At 71.9% G+C, this 16461-nt stretch carries 14 protein-coding genes; 6 read left to right on the top strand and 8 right to left on the bottom strand.

Features of this window, described 5'->3' with window-relative positions; all coding sequences use genetic code 11:
- Positions 1 to 30: 30 nt before the first annotated feature.
- From AB0M29_RS22505 to dusB, 4 genes are all read right to left on the bottom strand, one after another.
- Positions 31 to 1074, bottom strand: a complete 1044-nt coding sequence (locus AB0M29_RS22505) for a hypothetical protein (protein ID WP_365385145.1) — start codon at positions 1072 to 1074, stop codon at positions 31 to 33.
- Positions 1071 to 1721 carry a hypothetical protein gene (locus AB0M29_RS22500; protein ID WP_365385142.1) on the bottom strand — a complete coding sequence of 217 codons (651 nt, stop codon included), beginning with the start codon at positions 1719 to 1721 and terminating at the stop codon, positions 1071 to 1073. The genes AB0M29_RS22505 and AB0M29_RS22500 overlap by 4 nt, the downstream gene beginning before the upstream one ends.
- Before the next feature lie 322 nt (positions 1722 to 2043).
- On the bottom strand, positions 2044 to 4770 hold the full coding sequence (gene ppdK, locus AB0M29_RS22495; RefSeq protein WP_365385140.1) for a pyruvate, phosphate dikinase: 2727 nt from the start codon (positions 4768 to 4770) through the stop codon (positions 2044 to 2046).
- A gap of 387 nt (positions 4771 to 5157) precedes the next feature.
- On the bottom strand, positions 5158 to 6378 hold the full coding sequence (gene dusB, locus AB0M29_RS22490; protein WP_365385139.1) for a tRNA dihydrouridine synthase DusB: 1221 nt from the start codon (positions 6376 to 6378) through the stop codon (positions 5158 to 5160).
- Positions 6379 to 6492: 114 nt separating this feature from the next.
- Here dusB and AB0M29_RS22485 point away from each other — a divergent pair, with 114 nt between their 5' ends.
- Both AB0M29_RS22485 and AB0M29_RS22480 read left to right on the top strand, forming a co-directional pair.
- Complete coding sequence (locus AB0M29_RS22485) at positions 6493 to 7905, top strand: MFS transporter (RefSeq protein WP_365385137.1); 1413 nt, start codon at positions 6493 to 6495, stop codon at positions 7903 to 7905.
- Complete coding sequence (locus tag AB0M29_RS22480) at positions 7902 to 8417, top strand: MarR family transcriptional regulator (protein WP_365385134.1); 516 nt, start codon at positions 7902 to 7904, stop codon at positions 8415 to 8417. The genes AB0M29_RS22485 and AB0M29_RS22480 overlap by 4 nt, the downstream gene beginning before the upstream one ends.
- Positions 8418 to 8508: 91 nt before the next feature.
- Here AB0M29_RS22480 and AB0M29_RS22475 read toward each other — a convergent pair whose 3' ends face one another.
- Positions 8509 to 9492 carry a helix-turn-helix transcriptional regulator gene (locus tag AB0M29_RS22475; RefSeq protein WP_365385132.1) on the bottom strand — a complete coding sequence of 328 codons (984 nt, stop codon included), beginning with the start codon at positions 9490 to 9492 and terminating at the stop codon, positions 8509 to 8511.
- 113 nt (positions 9493 to 9605) lie between these two features.
- Between AB0M29_RS22475 and AB0M29_RS22470 the strand changes: the two genes are divergently transcribed.
- The 3 genes from AB0M29_RS22470 (at position 9606) to AB0M29_RS22460 (ending at position 12905) form a co-directional block, all read left to right on the top strand.
- Entirely contained in the window at positions 9606 to 11084 is a 1479-nt protein-coding gene (locus AB0M29_RS22470) for an MFS transporter (RefSeq protein WP_365385389.1), read from the top strand.
- Positions 11085 to 11223: 139 nt separating this feature from the next.
- Entirely contained in the window at positions 11224 to 12225 is a 1002-nt protein-coding gene (locus tag AB0M29_RS22465; protein WP_365385130.1) for an aldo/keto reductase, read from the top strand.
- Between the two features lie 95 nt (positions 12226 to 12320).
- The gene (locus tag AB0M29_RS22460) at positions 12321 to 12905 is read left to right on the top strand and encodes a TetR family transcriptional regulator (protein ID WP_365385128.1); all 585 of its coding nucleotides are present in this window, start codon (positions 12321 to 12323) and stop codon (positions 12903 to 12905) included.
- 32 nt (positions 12906 to 12937) lie between these two features.
- Here AB0M29_RS22460 and AB0M29_RS22455 read toward each other — a convergent pair whose 3' ends face one another.
- From AB0M29_RS22455 to AB0M29_RS22445, 3 genes are read right to left on the bottom strand one after another with little or no spacing between them, the layout of a single operon-like run.
- Positions 12938 to 13759, bottom strand: a complete 822-nt coding sequence (locus AB0M29_RS22455; protein WP_365385127.1) for a DUF4097 family beta strand repeat-containing protein — start codon at positions 13757 to 13759, stop codon at positions 12938 to 12940.
- Positions 13756 to 14400 (bottom strand): response regulator transcription factor, encoded by a 645-nt coding sequence (locus AB0M29_RS22450; protein WP_365385126.1) that lies wholly within the window; start codon positions 14398 to 14400, stop codon positions 13756 to 13758. The genes AB0M29_RS22455 and AB0M29_RS22450 overlap by 4 nt, the downstream gene beginning before the upstream one ends.
- On the bottom strand, positions 14388 to 15617 hold the full coding sequence (locus AB0M29_RS22445) for a sensor histidine kinase (RefSeq protein WP_365385125.1): 1230 nt from the start codon (positions 15615 to 15617) through the stop codon (positions 14388 to 14390). The genes AB0M29_RS22450 and AB0M29_RS22445 overlap by 13 nt, the downstream gene beginning before the upstream one ends.
- Before the next feature lie 181 nt (positions 15618 to 15798).
- On the opposite strand from AB0M29_RS22445, the gene AB0M29_RS22440 reads away from it, so the two are divergent.
- Positions 15799 to 16311, top strand: a complete 513-nt coding sequence (locus AB0M29_RS22440; RefSeq protein ID WP_365385123.1) for a hypothetical protein — start codon at positions 15799 to 15801, stop codon at positions 16309 to 16311.
- Positions 16312 to 16461: the final 150 nt, after the last annotated feature.

Raw genomic sequence — 16461 nt, 5'->3', positions numbered from 1 at the left:
GCTCGCTCGCCCTCTTTCGCTTGGTACCGCTCACCGGTTGACGGTCTGGAATTCGTGCACGTACGCGTCCTGCGGAGTGCCGAAACTGCCGTCGGGCAGGGCTACGGGGCGGCGTTGGCCGGTTCCGGTCCAGCTGATGTGCCAGGTGACGGTGGCCTTGAGCTGGTAGGGGCCGATGTTCTCGGTGGAGCGGAGGTAGGTGACACCGCAGGGCGGGTCGCCGGTGTCCCCCTTGGCATAGGGCGTGCCGATGTTGCCGTGGGCGTCGATCGGGCAGTTGCCGTCGGCGGGGAAGAGTGCGGCGTCCTGGGTGCCGGGGTCGATGTGGAGGCCGACAGGGGTGGCGGTGGTGATCGCCTCGATGCCCAGCACCGATACATAGGCTCGGACGGACACGGGGTGGAACGTCGTCCGGTCCATCCACACCCACGTGGGCGCGTTCACGACGAACGTCCCGTCGGGGTTGGTGCTCGACTTGCCCTGCGGGATACGGATCTGGGCGTACGCGAGTTGGGCGAGGATCTCCGGCGTCACGGCGTTCTTGACGTGCGGCGGATTTCCGGTGTCGGCCCAGAAGGGAGGATCCGTGCAGTCGTTCGCGCCAGGGTCACCGAGACGGTTCTCGTCCTGGAACGCCGTCCACCAATAGCCCTTGCCCTGCTTGGCCAGGTTGAAGTTGGTGTACGGGTGCCCGTTGACGTAACGGTCCCTGATCCACTGGGCGTCTTCCATCCCCGTATGGTTCGGGCTCCGGTCGTACCCCAGGAAGTCCCGCGCCGCCCCCTCGGAGTCGTACTTCGGGGCGTACCAGCAGGCGGGTGGCGTCCAGTCGGACACGGGAGTCATGTGGCCCGCGTCGGCGCCCTTGCCATTCTTGGTCACGTCGTACTGGACCCCGGCGGAGATGAAGCCGTTTTTGCTGCCGCCGTGCGGATTTCCGTTGGGAGGGGGTGGTGGCTTGCCATTTCCTTTGGTGCCGCCACCGCCGATTCCACCCGCATAGGCCGCGCTGGGCGCGAGTGCTACGGCCGCCGCGGCGGCCAACGCCAGGACCGCGTGCGCTAATCGCTTCACGGCTGGCACTCCTTGGCCCCACGGTTGGACAGAACGCTCACAAGAATCCACACGCCCTGTGGGTTCTTCTGCAGCCGCTCGTTGTACAGCACATAGCTGTCCGCCGTGGTCGGGGTGTTGTCGACCTTGCCGGTCTTCCGGTTCTTGGTGAACGCACGGCTCTCGTCGGAGCAGTAGATGACCACCGCCGAGCTGTCACCCCGAAGAGTGACCTTCCGATCGGAGTAAGTGATGGTGCCGATCCAGGTGTTGCCCTTGTCCAGCCAGCCCTGGACGAAATCGACCGCACCACGCAGAGCGAGACCGCTGTTGTAGAACTCCATCGCCGGCGTCCGGTTCTTGCCCTCCAGAACCGCCGCGTAGGCGGAGTCGTTCGCATGCGCCTCGTCGGAGAGGACCGCGTCCTTCTTCGGATCACCGGTGTGCTGGTTCTCGTATACCGTCTTGGACCCGGCCGGGAAGGTGATCACCGGCCGCTGGACTCCGGGCGTTGTCGCCGAAGGCGTCGGCGTCGCGGACGACGGCGCGCTCGTCGTGGCGGTCGGGATCTTGTCGGCGTTCTTGTCCCCGCCGCCCCCGCCGCAGGCGGTGAGCATGACGAGCGCTGTGGCGCCCAGTGCGGTGGCGGCCACCGTACGAGTGGTCACGGGTGAGTCCCCCCTGTGGTGCGTGAGCGTCACTGTGGGGCGTGACGCTACTTGCGTTGTGTCAGTGAACCCTCACCCTATGCGTTGCCCGGAAAACGCCGAGCCGGCGTTTGCCCAACCGCAACAGAAGGCACACAGCGTCTCCGCGCCCCGGGACGCAAAGAAGCCAGGGGCGGCGCCTCCGCACGAAGCGCCGCCCCTGGCGGTGAAGGGCCGGGGCGGGTCGTCGCCGGCGGTGAGGGTTCGGTCCCCAGGGCAAGGGACCGGCCGGCGGCGGTGACCGGGCCCCGGCCCGGTCAGGTGGATCAGAGGGGGTGAGGGGTCAGCGGGCGTCGCTCCCGGTGGACTTGGCCGCGGCGCGGCCCGCTTCGAGGCGGGCCACGGGGATGCGGAAGGGGGAGCAGGAGACGTAGTCGAGGCCGACCTCGTGGAAGAAGTGGACGGACTCGGGGTCGCCGCCGTGCTCGCCGCAGACGCCGAGCTTGAGGCCGGGGCGGGTGGCGCGGCCCGCGGCGACCGCGCTGCGGACCAGGGAGCCGACGCCGTCCTTGTCGATGGTCTCGAACGGGGAGACCCCGAAGATGCCCTTCTCCAGGTAGGCGGTGAAGAAGCTGGCCTCGACGTCGTCGCGGGAGAAGCCCCAGACGGTCTGGGTGAGGTCGTTGGTGCCGAAGGAGAAGAACTCGGCGGCCTCCGCGATCTGACCCGCCGTCAGCGCGGCCCGCGGCAGCTCGATCATGGTGCCGATCGCGAGCTTGAGCGTGGTGCCGGTGGCGGCCTCGACCTCGGCGATGACGCGGTCGGCCTCGTCGCGGACGATCTCCAGCTCCTGCACGGTACCGACCAGCGGGATCATGACCTCGGCCCGCGGGTCGCCCTTGACGGACTTGCGGTGGGCCACGGCCTCCGCGATCGCCCGTACCTGCATGGCGAACAGCCCGGGGATGACCAGTCCGAGGCGTACCCCGCGCAGACCCAGCATCGGGTTCTGCTCGTGCAGCTTGTGGACGGCCTGGAGCAGCCGCAGGTCGTTCTCGTTGGCGTCCTTGCGGGACTCGGCGAGCGCGACCCGTACCGACAACTCGGTGATGTCGGGCAGGAATTCGTGCAGCGGCGGGTCCAGCAGCCGTACGGTGACCGGCAGTCCGTCCATCGACTCGAACAGCTCGATGAAGTCGGCCTTCTGCAGCGGCAGCAGGGCGCCCAGTGCGGCGTCGCGCTCGGCGTCGGTGTCCGCGAGGATCAGCCGCTCGACGAGTCCGCGGCGTTCGCCGAGGAACATGTGCTCGGTACGGCACAGGCCGATGCCCTGGGCGCCGAAGCGGCGGGCCCGGTTGGCGTCCTCGGCGTTGTCGGCGTTGGCGCGCACCCGCAGCCGGCGGACCCGGTCGGCGTACGCCATCATCCGGTGCACGGCCTGGACGAGTTCGTCGGCCTCGTCGGCGCCCGCGTGCATCCGGCCCTCGAAGTACTCGACGACCGGCGACGGTACGACGGGTACCTCGCCGAGGTACACCTTGCCGGTGGAGCCGTCGATCGAGACGAGGTCGCCCTCCTCTATCACCACGCCACCGGGGGCGGTGAGCCGCCGCCGCTTGGTGTCGACCTCCAGCTCCTCGGCGCCGCAGACACAGGTCTTGCCCATGCCGCGGGCGACCACGGCGGCGTGCGAGGTCTTGCCGCCGCGGCTGGTGAGGATGCCCTCGGCGGCGATCATGCCGTCGAGGTCGTCCGGGTTGGTCTCGCGGCGGATCAGGATGACCCGCTCGCCCGAGCGCGACCACTTCACGGCGGTGTACGAGTCGAAGACCGCCTTGCCGACCGCGGCGCCCGGCGAGGCGGCGATGCCCCAGCCGATCCGCTTGACCGTGCCGCCGTCCGCGACGGAGTCGTCGAACCGCGGGAACATCAGCTGCGCGAGCTGCGCGCCGTTGACCCGCTGGAGGGCCTCGGCCTCGTCGATCAGCCCTTGGTCGACGAGCTGGGTGGCGATACGGAAGGCCGCGCCGGCGGTCCGCTTGCCGACCCGGGTCTGCAGCATCCACAGGTGCCCGCGCTCGATGGTGAACTCGATGTCGCACAGGTCGCGGTAGTGCGTCTCCAGCGTCTCCATGATCTGCAGGAGCTGGTCGTACGACGCCTTGTCGATGCCTTCGAGGTCGGCGAGCGGCACGGTGTTGCGGATGCCCGCGACCACGTCCTCGCCCTGCGCGTTCTGCAGGTAGTCGCCGTAGGTGCCCTGCTGGCCGCTGGCGGGGTCGCGGGTGAAGGCGACGCCGGTGCCGGAATCGGGGCCGAGGTTGCCGAAGACCATGGAGCAGACGTTGACGGCCGTGCCCAGGTCGCCGGGGATACGTTCCTGGCGCCGGTAGAGCTTGGCGCGGTCGGTGTTCCACGAGTCGAAGACCGCGCGCACCGCGAGGTCCATCTGCTCGCGCGGCTCCTGCGGGAAGTCCCGGCCCGCCTGCTTGGCGACGATCGCCTTGAAGTCCTCGACGAGCTGCTTGAGGTCGGCCGCGTCCAGACCGAGGTCGCTGTCGGCGCCCTTGGCCCGCTTGGCCTCGTCCAGGGCCTCCTCGAAGAGCTCGCCGTCGACGCCCAGCACGGTCTTGCCGAACATCTGCACAAGACGGCGGTAGGAGTCCCAGGCGAAGCGCTCGTTGCCGGCCTGCTTCGCGAGTCCGGCGACGGACGCGTCGGACAGACCGATGTTGAGGACGGTGTCCATCATGCCGGGCATGGAGAACTTCGCCCCGGAGCGCACGGAGACCAGCAGCGGGTCGTCCGGCTGGCCGAGCTTCTTGCCCATCCGCTTCTCCAGCGCGGCGAGGTGCGCACTCACCTCGTCGCGCAGCGCGGAAGGCTCCGCGCCGGATTCCAGATAGACCTTGCACGCCTCGGTCGTGATGGCGAAGCCCGGAGGGACGGGCAGGCCGAGGTTGGTCATCTCGGCCAGGTTCGCACCCTTCCCGCCGAGCAGGTCCTTGAGGTCCTTGTTGCCCTCAGTGAAGTCGTAGACGAACTTCTGCTTCTTCTGTCGTGCCGACACGGGCCTCGACTCCTCGCGACCGGGATGCCCTGACGGCGGGGAGCGTACCCATCTCGAAGGCTCTGCAGTACGTCCATCACCTCGACACACGGTCGTAACCGCTCGTCTGCCGGGAGATCGAAAGCAGACAGCCGACAACGGCGTTTCGGACTTCGTTCACGGCTCGAACGCATGACCCCGCAGAGCGAGGCGGGAAACCGCCGATTTATACGCTGAGTGACGAGTGGCGTGATCTGCTGGAGGCAACCCGGGTGGCACTGAGTGCCATGAATTCGAGAGATAGGGGACGCGTTTTCCGCTCATCTGAGCGCAAGCCCTATCAAGCGTGGCATGAATCACGTGCCGCCTGGACAGCGCGTCTCACAGTCCGGAACCCCCGGACACCCCTCAGCCGCCCGACGTGTCGCTCTCCGCGTCCTCGGTCAGCGCCGCGCACTCGTACGGGTCGTCGAGCCAGCCGTCGGGGAGGATCACGCGCTTGCCGGGCGCGGTACGGCCGCGCGGGCCGTCGGCGTGCGCGGGCCAGGACTGCTCCTGGTCGAGCTGCCCGAGGTGGTCGTCCAGCTCGGCCAGCGAGGACGCGGTGGCCAGCCCGCGGCGGTGCTCGCCGCCGACCGAGAAGCCCTTGGTGTACCAGGGCACGTGCTTACGGAAGTCGACGACGCCGCGCGACTCGTCGCCGATCCACTGCCCGAGCAGCTCGGCGTGGCGCCGCATCACGGCCGCGACCTGCCCGAAGCCGGGGGTGGCCGGTGCCGCGCCGCCCTCGAAGGCCGCCACCAGGTCGCCGAAGAGCCAGGGCCTGCCCAGGCAGCCGCGGCCGACCACGACGCCGTCGCAGCCGGTCTCGCGCATCATCCGTACCGCGTCGTCGGCGCACCAGATGTCGCCGTTGCCGAGCACCGGGATCTCGGGGACGTGGCTCTTGAGCCGGGCGATGGCCTCCCAGTCGGCGGTGCCGCCGTAGTGCTGGGCCGCCGTACGGCCGTGCAGGGCGACCGCCGTGACGCCCTCGTCGACGGCGATCCGGCCCGCGTCGAGGTAGGTGAGGTGGTCGTCGTCGATGCCCTTGCGCATCTTGATGGTGACCGGCAGGTCGCCCGCGTTGCCGACCGCCTCGCGCAGGATCGCGCGCAGCAGGTTGCGCTTGAACGGCAGCGCGGAGCCGCCGCCCTTGCGGGTCACCTTGGGCACCGGGCAGCCGAAGTTGAGGTCGATGTGGTCGGCCAGGTCCTCGTCCACGATCATCCGTACGGCCTTGCCGACGGTCACCGGGTCGACGCCGTAGAGCTGGATCGAGCGCGGCGTCTCGGTGGCGTCGAAGTGGATGAGGTGCATGGTCTTCTCGTTGCGCTCGACCAGCGCCCGGGTGGTGATCATCTCGCTGACGAACAGGCCCTTGCCGCCCGAGAACTCCCGGCACAGGGTGCGGAACGGCGCGTTGGTGATGCCCGCCATCGGGGCGAGCACCACCGGCGGCCACACCGCGTGCGGGCCGATCCGGAGCGTGCCGGGCGCGGCGGCCGGAGCGGCGGTGGGCCCCTCGGCGGGAGCGGCGCTCGGGACGGCCGGGGTCGCGGTCCTGGTCAGGGTGGTGTCAGCGGTCATGCGGCCCATTGTCCCGTACGCGGCGGGCAGCCCACGGATTTGGTTGTACGACCACAACGAATTGGTTGTACGATAAGAATGATTCGACTCGTACAACCATGGGAGTCAGCACCGATGACCGAGCTGTCGCACCGGCGCCGCCTGCTCGTCCTGGCGATCTGCTGCATGAGCCTGCTGATCGTCAGCCTGGACAACACGATCCTCAACGTGGCGCTGCCGTCCATGCAGAAGGACTTCGGTGCCTCCGTCTCCGGGCTCCAGTGGACGATCGACGCCTACCTCGTGGTGATCGCCTCCCTGCTGCTGCTCGCCGGCTCCACCGCCGACCGGATCGGACGGCGCCGGGTCTTCCGTACCGGCCTGGTGTTCTTCACCGCCGGATCCGTGCTGTGCAGCCTCGCGCCGAGCCTGGGCTGGCTGATCGCCTTCCGGATGGTGCAGGCGGTCGGCGGCTCGATGCTCAACCCGGTGGCGATGTCGATCATCACCAACACCTTCTCCGACCCGCGGGAACGGGCCCGCGCGATCGGCGTGTGGGGCGGCGTCGTCGGCATCAGCATGGCGGCGGGTCCGATCGTCGGCGGCGCGCTGGTGCAGAGCGTCGGCTGGCGGTCGATCTTCTGGATCAACCTGCCCATCGGGCTGCTCGCCCTCCTCCTCACCACCCTGTACATCCCCGAGTCCCGCGCGCCCCGCGCGCGCCGCGTCGACCCGGTCGGCCAGATCCTGGTGATCGCGCTGCTCGGCTCCCTGACGTACGGGATCATCGAGGGCGCGGGCGCGGGCTGGACCTCGCCGCTGATCATCGGCTGCTTCACCGTGACGGTGGCCGCGGTCGCCGCGCTCACCCGGTACGAGAAGCGGCGCACCGATCCGCTGATCGACATGCGGTTCTTCCGCAGCGTGCCCTTCAGCGGGGCGACGGTGATCGCGGTCAGCGGCTTCGCGGCGCTCGGCGGCTTCCTCTTCCTCAACACGCTCTACCTGCAGAACGAACGGGGCCTGTCGGCGCTCGACGCCGGTCTCTACATGGTGCCGATGGCCCTGATGTGCCTGGTCTTCGCGCCGATCTCCGGCCGCCTGGTGGGCAACCGCGGGCCGCGGCTGTCGCTGGTGCTCGCGGGTACGGCGATGACCGCGAGCGGCCTGCTGTTCGCGGCGCTGGACGCGCAGTCCTCCAACGCGCTGCTCTTCACCTCGTACGTCCTGTTCGGGATCGGCTTCGGCCTGGTCAACGCGCCCATCACCAACACCGCGGTGTCCGGGATGCCGCGGGCGCAGGCCGGGGTGGCCGCCGCGGTCGCCTCCACCAGCAGGCAGGTCGGCCAGTCGCTGGGCGTCGCGGTGGTCGGCGCCGTCCTGGCGGCCGGGCTGCACACCGCGGCCTGGTGGGTCGTCACCGGCTGCGGCGTGTCGGTGCTCGTACTCGGTACGCTCACCACCGGCCGCTGGGCCCGCGGCACCGCGGAGCGCGCGGCCGGACTGCTGGCATCCGAAGACACCCGAATCCCGGTGAGCACCTCATGACGACGACATCCGGCCCCGCCGCCTCCGCCTCCGCCTCTCCGCTCGATCCGGCCGCCGGGGAGGTGGCGGGCGAGCCGGCCGAGGTGGTCGACGAGATGACCGCTCGTGTGTGGCGCAACCTCAGGACCGTGCTGCTGGAGCGCGGCGAGCGCCGCAAGGACGTTGTCGAGGCGCTCGGGATGAGCTTCTTCCGGGTCAAGGTGCTGCGGCGGGTCGCCGTCGCCCCGGCCCCGCTCAGCGAGCTGGCCACCCGGCTCGGCTCCGACCGGCCGTACCTCACGCTCGTGGTGGACGACCTCGCCAAGCGCGGCCTGGTGGAACGCCACCAGCACCCCACGGACCGCCGCAGCAAGATCGTCTCGGCCACCCCCGAGGGCCGCGCCGTCGCCGCCCGCGCGGAGGAGATCCTCGGCACCCCGCCGCCCGCCCTCCGCGCCCTGCCGGAGGCGGACCTGGCGGCGCTGGACCGCATCATGACCACGCTCGCGGCGGCGGAGGACGACGAGGGGTGAGGACCCGGCCCCGAACCCCGACCCCGACCCGGCCTCGGACCCCGGCCCGGCCCGGCCCGGCCCCGGACTCAGCCCTGGACCCTGACCCGGACTACCCGGGCATGCCCACCCGCCGCTCGGCGCCCCGCGCCCCGGCGCCGCCGCCGGACTCGGCCAGCGCCAGCGCGTACAGCCGGTCGAGGCGCTCGCGGGTGATGTCGTCCGCCGGGGTGTACGTGGTCAGCCGCGGCCCCTGCTGCGGACCGAGCCACAGATGGGTGAAGTCGAAGGCGAGCAGGCCCACATCGGGGTTCAGGTAGCGCTTGATGTGGCCGTCGGGCTGCAGCACCTCGTACCGCTCCCACACCTCGCAGAAGTCGGGCGACGCCTGCTGGAGCCGCTTGAGCAGCGCCTTCCAGGCGGGCTCCGCGATGTGCTCCGCCATCGAGGCGCGGAACTTGGCGGCCATCAGCCGGATGCTCTCGTCCCGGTCGACCATCCGCTCGCGCCACAGCGGGTCGGTGAAGGCCAGCCACATGATGTTGCGGTCCTCGAACGGCAGCGCGTCCAGGTCGGTCACCAGCCGGCCGTAGGTGCGGTTGTACGCGATGATGTCGTACCGGCCGTTGAAGACCGCGGCGGGCAGCGGTTCGAGCTGGTCGAGCATGGTGCGGACGGCCGTCGACATGCCGGGGCAGTCCATGTTGGGGCGCGGGTCGGTGGTGCCGGCCAGGGTGAACAGATGCCTGCGCTCGGTGAGGTCGAGCATCAGGGCGCGGGCGATCGCGTCGGCGACCTGGCCCGACACCTGGATGTCGCGGGCCTGCTCCAGCCACGTGTACCAGGTGACACCGACCGCGGCGAGCTGCGCGACCTCCTCGCGGCGCAGTCCCGGTGTACGGCGGCGGCGCCCCGGTGGCAGCCCGACCTGGTCGGGCGAGATCCGCTCGCGGCGGCTGCGCAGGAACGACGCCAGCTCACGGCGGCGGATCGCGTCGGCGTCGGCGGCGGAGGGCTGGGCCTGCGCGGGCTTCGCGGGCCGCACGGCCTGCGCGGGCGTGGATGCGGCTTCCCTGCTGGGCACGATCGCGGTCATATTCCCAGGGTGCACCACCGAGGAGGCGGTTGCCAGGTGCTCGGTATACCTGGATAAACGGTCTCTGGTACCACCCTGAGAACAGGTCCAGTGTGGACCATGTGACCGAACGAATGGAACAGACCCTGCCGTCAAGGGCCCAGGTGCTGCCCCGCGTGACCCGCGTGGGAGCACCCGCCCGTCCCCTCGCCTCCACCCCTGGCACCCCCGCCCCCGCGCTGAGCGCGCTCGGCCTGCTGACCGTACTGCTCGGTGCCGCGCTGCCGATGGTGGACTTCTTCATCGTCAACGTCGCCCTGCCCACCATCGACCGCGACCTGAACGCGGGACCCGCGGTGCTGGAGATGGTCGTCGCCGGATACGGCGTCGCGTACGCCGTCCTGCTGGTGCTCGGCGGCCGGCTCGGCGACATGTTCGGACGCCGCAACCTCTTCCTGTGGGGCCTCGGGCTGTTCGCCGCGACCTCGCTGGCCTGCGGCGTCGCCCCCACCGCCTGGACCCTGGTGGCGGCCCGCGTCGCCCAGGGCGCCGCCTCCGCGCTGCTCCTCCCCCAGGCACTCGCCACCATCCAGGCCGCCACCTCCGGCAGCAGCCGCGGCAAGGCGCTGAGCTACTACGGCGCGACCGCGGGCATCGCCAGCGTCGTCGGCCAGGTGCTCGGCGGCGTGCTGGTCTCCGCGGACATCGCCGGCAGCGGCTGGCGGTCGATCTTCCTGGTGAATGTCCCCGTCGCGGCCGTCGCGCTGGTGCTGGCGCTGAAGTCCGTGCCGGAGACCCGGTCCGCCAACCCGGCGAAGATCGACCGGGCGGGCACCGTACTGCTGGCGATCACCCTGATCACGCTGCTGCTGCCGCTGACCGAGGGCCGCGCGGCGGGCTGGCCGCTCTGGTCGTGGGTGCTGCTCGCGGTCTTCCCGCTGGCGGCGGCCGCCTTCGTGGCGGTGGAGCGGCGCGGCGAGCGCACCGGGGGCAATCCGCTGCTGCCGCCGTCGCTGGTCCGTATCCACAGCGTGCGCAGCGGCCTGCTGCTGATCGTCCCCTTCTGCCTCGGCTTCGGCGGCTTCATGTTCGTGCTGGCGGTGGCCATGCAGGACGGTCTGCACTTCGGCGCTCTCGCCGCCGGCGCCGCGCTCGCCCCGCTGTGCGCGGCGTTCTTCGCCGCCTCGCTGCTCGGCCCGCGCATGGTGGCCCGCTTCGGCCGCGACGTGGTGACCGCGGGCTCGCTGATCCAGGCGGTCGGCCTGGTCTCGCTGGCCGCGACCTTCCACTACGGCTGGCCGGACCTGGGTGTGCTGACGCTCGCCCCGAGCATGGCGATCCTCGGCTTCGGCCAGGGCTTCGTCCTGCCGGTGGTGCTGCGGATCGTGCTCAGCGAGGTGCCCGCGGCGCAGGCCGGTGTCGGCAGCGGCGCGATGGCGACCACCCAGCAGTCCAGCCTGGCGCTGGGCGTGGCCACCCTGGGCACGCTCTTCCTGACCCTGTCCTCCTCGGTGGGCGTGCGGGACGCCCTGGTGTGGGCGCTGGTGGCGCAGCTCGCGGCGGTCGCCGCGACGGTCGCGCTCAGCCTGCGGCTGCCGAGGAAGGTCGTCTGACGGGCGGCCCGACGGGGCACGCCCGCTGACGTAGGTCACGCCTGGCGGTATCGCACGATCACACGTGGACTGACAGATATTGAAATCTGTCAGTCCACGTGTCAGTGTGGAGGGACACCTTCCCGAAGGAGACCCCGCGATGCGTACCCTCACCCTCGGCTCCACCGGACCGGCCGTCTCCGCCCTCGGCCTCGGCTGCATGGGCATGTCCGCGTTCTACGGCGCGGCCGACGACACCGAGTCCGTCGCCACCATCCACGCCGCGCTCGACGCGGGCGTCACCCTGCTCGACACCGGCGACTTCTACGGCATGGGCCTGAACGAACTGCTCATGCGCGACGCCCTGCGCTCCAGCTCCCAGGGCCGCGACCAGGCCGTCATCAGCGTCAAGTTCGGGGCGCTGCGCGACATCGACGGCGGCTGGGGCGGCTACGACGGCCGCCCGGCCGCGGTGCGCAACTTCCTCGCGTACTCGCTCAACCGGCTCGGCACCGACCACGTCGACATCTACCGGATCGCCCGCGTCGACGACCAGGTGCCGATCGAGGAGACCGTCGGCGCGATCGCCGAGCAGGTGCAGGCGGGGCGGGTCCGCCACATCGGGCTCTCCGAGGTCGGCGCGGACACCCTGCGGCGGGCCGCGTCCGTCGCGCCCATCGCCGACCTGCAGATCGAGTACTCGCTGTTCTCCCGCGGCATCGAGGAGGACATCCTGCCCACCGCCCGCGAGCTGGGCATCGGCATCACGGCGTACGGCGTCCTGTCCCGCGGTCTGCTCAGCGGCCACTGGACCCGGGACCGCGCCACCGGCGCCGGTGACTTCCGCGGCCGCAGCCCGCGCTTCTCCGGCGAGAACCTGGACCGCAACCTGGCGCTGGTCGACGCGCTGCGCAAGGTCGCGGAGGGCAAGGGCGTCACCGTCGCGCAGGCCGCCATCGCCTGGGTGATGTCCCGCGGCGACGACATCGTGCCGCTGATCGGCGCCCGCCGCCGGGACCGGCTCGCGGAGTCGCTGGGCGCGCTCGACGTGACGCTGGACGCCGCGGAGCTGGCCGCGATCGAGGAGGCCGTACCGGCGGGCGCCGCCGCGGGCAGCCGATACGACGCCCACCAGATGGCGCTGCTCGACAGCGAGCGCTGACCGCCGGGGAAGGTGCCCGAGGTGCGCCCGGCGGCGGACCGCGCCGGGCGGACAGCGCACACTGGACGTCCGACAACCGAAAGGCCCGCCCCGCCATGCCGCCGGAGACCCTGACCCCCGAACGGATCCTCGTCGCCACCGAGGACGTGCTGCGCCGCTACGGTCCCGCCAAGGCGACCGTGGTCGACGTGGCGCGGGCACTGGGCGTCAGCCACGGCAGCGTCTACCGGCACTTCCGCACCAAGGCGGAGCTGCGCGAGGCGGTCACCCAGCGCTGGCTGGACCGCACGCACGCCAACCTGGAGACGATCGCGGCGGCGGACGGCCCCGCCGCCGGGCGGCTGCGCGACTGGCTGGCCGAACTCTTCGCCGCCAAGCGCGGCAAGGCCGGGCTCGACCCCGAACTCTTCGCCACCTACCAGGTGCTGGTCGGCGAGCACAGCGACACCATCACCCGCCACATCGACAAGATGCTCGGCCAGCTCTCCGGCATCGTCGCGGACGGCGTGGCCGAGGGCGCCTTCACCCCGCGCGACCCGGCCACCGCCGCCCGCGCGATCTGGGACGCCACCGGCCGGTTCCACGACCCGGTGTACGCGCCGCAGTGGGCCGACCCCGGCATCGACGCGGCGTTCACCGCCGTCTGCGAGCTCGTGGTGGGCGGTCTCGGCGGCGCCTGAGCGGGCGCGCTGCGTATCTTCCGGGCGCGGCGCTACGGGTAGCGCACGCTCACCGAGCCGGAGCCCGAGGACACGTCGACGGTCCGCGGCGCGGCGCCGTCCCGCAGCAGGGGGTCGATGTCGCGGCTGCCGCTGCCGGTCTGCCCGCCGACGTTGTAGCGCCGGCCCCTGGGCACCACCACGTCCACCGAGCCCGAGCCGACGAGCGCGCTCACCCGGTCCGGCGCGGCGCCGAAGTCGAGCTGTACGGTGCCCGATCCGGCCTGTGCGGTCACCGTCCGGGAGAGCAGGTCGTCCGCGGAGATCTCCCCCGAGTCGGTACGCGCCGCGACGGCGCCGCCCAGCGCCTCCAGGTGCGTCGAGCCGGACGACGTACGGGTGTTGACGTCCCCGGTGACGTTGCGCACCTGGACCGAGCCGGACGACGTCGACACCAGAACCGACACGTCGGCGGGCACGATGACGTCCAGCGTCACCTGGCAGTCCAGCGCCTGGAGGAGGAAGAAGGCGCTGTCGTCGCAGCCCGACCGCACCTGGAGGGTGTCGCCGATCCAGGTCCGCTGCAGCGCGGGACGCGTCGTGGACCACACCGCGTGCTCGGCGACACCGACCTGGTGTGCCGCGCCCGTCGAGACGTTCACCGCGCTCGCGCCCGCGTAGACCTCCACCGCCCGCACGGGGTGCGGAAGGGTGTAGGAGCGGTCGCCCGTATGCCGGTTGACCAGCGCCCAGGCGTCGCTGCCGAGGGTGAGCGCCAGGAGGGCGCCGGTGAGCGCGGCGACGGCCAGCCACCAAGGGCGGTGGTCGCGCGGCCGCCCGGCGGGCGGCCCCGCGGGTATCGGTGCGGTCGTCACGCCCCCTCCAGGAAGCGCAGGACGGCCAGCACCCGGCGGTGGTCGCCGTCCGCGGGCGGCAGGTCGAGCTTGGCGAAGATGTTGTTGATGTGCTTGCCGACCGCGCTCTCCCCCACCACCAGCTGCTCGGCGATGGCGGCGTTGGAGCGCCCCTCGGCCATCAGCTTCAGCACATCGCGCTCGCGCGGGGTCAGCCGCTCCAGCGGGTCGCTGTTGCGGCGCAGCAGCAGCTGCGAGACGACCTGCGGGTCGAGCGCGGTGCCGCCGGCCGCGACCCTGCGCAGCGCGTCGATGAACTCCTCCACGTCCGCGACCCGCTGCTTGAGCAGATAGCCGATACCGCCGCCGCGGCTGGAGAGCAGATCGGCGGCGTACCGCTCCTCCACGTACTGCGACAGCAGCAGCACGGCGGTGTCCGGCCACTGCCGCCTGATCATCAGCGCGGCGCGGACGCCCTCGTCGGTGAAGGACGGCGGCATCCGGACGTCGAGCACCGCGAGGTCGGGGCGGTGCGTCTCGACCGCGGCGAGCACCTCCTCGGCGTCCCCGAGTTCCGCGGCCACCTCGAAGCCCGCGGTCTCCAGCACCTTCACCAGGCCGATCCGCAGCAGCAGCGAGTCCTCGGCGATCACAGCGCGCACGGCAGCTCCACGGTGATGAGGGTCGGGCCCCCGGCGGGGCTGTCGATGGTCAGGGTTCCGTCGACGGACCGTACCCGACCCGCCAGACCGGTCAGACCGGTGCCCCGGGACAGGTCGGCGCCGCCGATCCCGTCGTCCTCCACGGTCACCACCAGCCGGTCCCCGGTGCCGCGCACCACCACCTCGACGCGGTGCGCGCGGGCGTGCTTGGCGACGTTCGCCAGCGCCTCGGAGACCACGAAGTACGCCACGGCCTCGACGGTGGGCGCGGCCCGGCGCGGCATCTCGACGGTGAGCCGGACCGGCAGCGGGGCGCGGGCGGCGACCCCGGACAGCGCGGCGTCCAGGCCGCGGTCGTCGAGGACGGCCGGGTGCAGCCCGCGTACCAGGTTGTTCAGCTCCTCGATCGCGTCCTTGGCCTCGCGGTGCGCCTCGTCGATCACCGAGCGCGCCTCGGGCGGCAGGTCCTTGAGGGTGGCGCGGGCCAGGCCCAGGTTCATCGCCAGCGACACCAGCCGCTGCTGGGCGCCGTCGTGCAGATCGCGTTCGATCCGGCGCCGCTCGGCGTCGGCCGCGTCCACCACCTCGGCGCGGCTCTCGGCCAGGTCCTCGACCCGGCGGCGCAGCTGGGTGGCCCGGCTGGGGCCGAGCAGCGCCGCGGCCGACGCGGTGTCGCACCAGGTGACGGCCCTGGCCAGCAACGGGGCGGCCAGCAGGAGCAGCACTCCGGCGACGGTCAGCGGTACGTAGTTCTGCAGCGCCTCGGGCAGCCGCTTGCCGATCGGCAGCGCCCATATCCAGGACAGCACCAGCGCGCACACCGCCCCGAGGCACCAGCAGCACACCACGGCCGCCGCGCCGAGCGCCGCCGCGGGGGCGGCGAGGCCGTGGTACGCCAGCTGCCGCCAGGTCGCCGCGCTGCTCAGCCGGTGGACGACGCCGCGCGGGGTGTACCAGGGCAGGTCGTGCCGGGTCGGCGGGACGTCGAGGCCCAGCAGCGACCAGAAGCGGCTGCGCTGCACCGCGGTCATGCCCGCGGCCAGCGCGGGCAGGAGGGGGATGACGAACAGCGAGTACAGCGGGAAGGGGATCCAGCACAGCGCCACCGCGGGGACGGCCAGGGCGGGCACGACCCCGGCGGTGGCGAACGCGGTGTCGCGCCACGCGCGGGCCGACCACGGGGCGTAGCCGATCGCCCGTACCAATGCGGATTCCATGCGGCTCACCGTATTCACCCCCGAGGTCGGCTGCGTAGGGGCGCAGCCCCCGAATCGGTGGTGTACCTGGCACCACCACGGTTGGGAACCGTGCGCCACTGTTTTCCGGGCGCGGTCCCGGAAGGCTTTGCGGTGTGCCCGGTGTTGTACCTGGCACGGTGCCGGAAGGAGAACCGCCGCCATGTCGATCTACGTCCACGAACTGCCGGAGCTCGCGGAAGTCATTCCTCTGCCCGCGGCGCGGCCGACCGCTCCCGAGGCGCCGGTTCAGCCCGCCGACATAACGCATCCACGGGACAGCCCGGCGCGGCGATGGCCGGGCTACGTGCTGGTCGCCTGCGGCGTGGCGCTCGTGCCCTGGCTGGTGGTGCTCGCGGTCGGGCTGCCGACCACCACCACCGCGTCGCACTGGGCGCTGGCCTGGGTCGGGCTGGACTCCATGGAGGCGCTCGGGCTGATCGCCACCGGCGTCCTGACCCTCCGGCGCGATCCGCGGCGGTCCGTCGTGGCCGCGGCCACCGCGATGCTGCTGGTCGTCGACGCCTGGTTCGACGTCACGACCGCCGCCGCCGGCAGCGACTTCGGCTCCGCCCTCGCCATGGCCCTGGGCGCCGAGCTCCCCCTCGCCCTCATCTGCGCCACCCTGGCCCTCCGCCCACCCCGCACCCACCCCCGCTACCAGGTCTGGCGGTAACCCAAGCCCCCACCCGCCCGCCCTTTTGTCCTCAATCGCCGGACGGGCCCCGCGCCCTCAAACGCCGGACGGGCTGAATGAATTCAGCCCCGGCGGCGGTTGTGGGCAAGAAGGGGCGGGGGGGGGGGGAACGTCCGCAGCCCAGGAGGC

The organism is Streptomyces sp. NPDC051976, from assembly GCF_040680795.1.
Taxonomy (GTDB): domain Bacteria; phylum Actinomycetota; class Actinomycetes; order Streptomycetales; family Streptomycetaceae; genus Actinacidiphila.
This window is presented reverse-complemented; position numbering and strand designations above follow the sequence as displayed.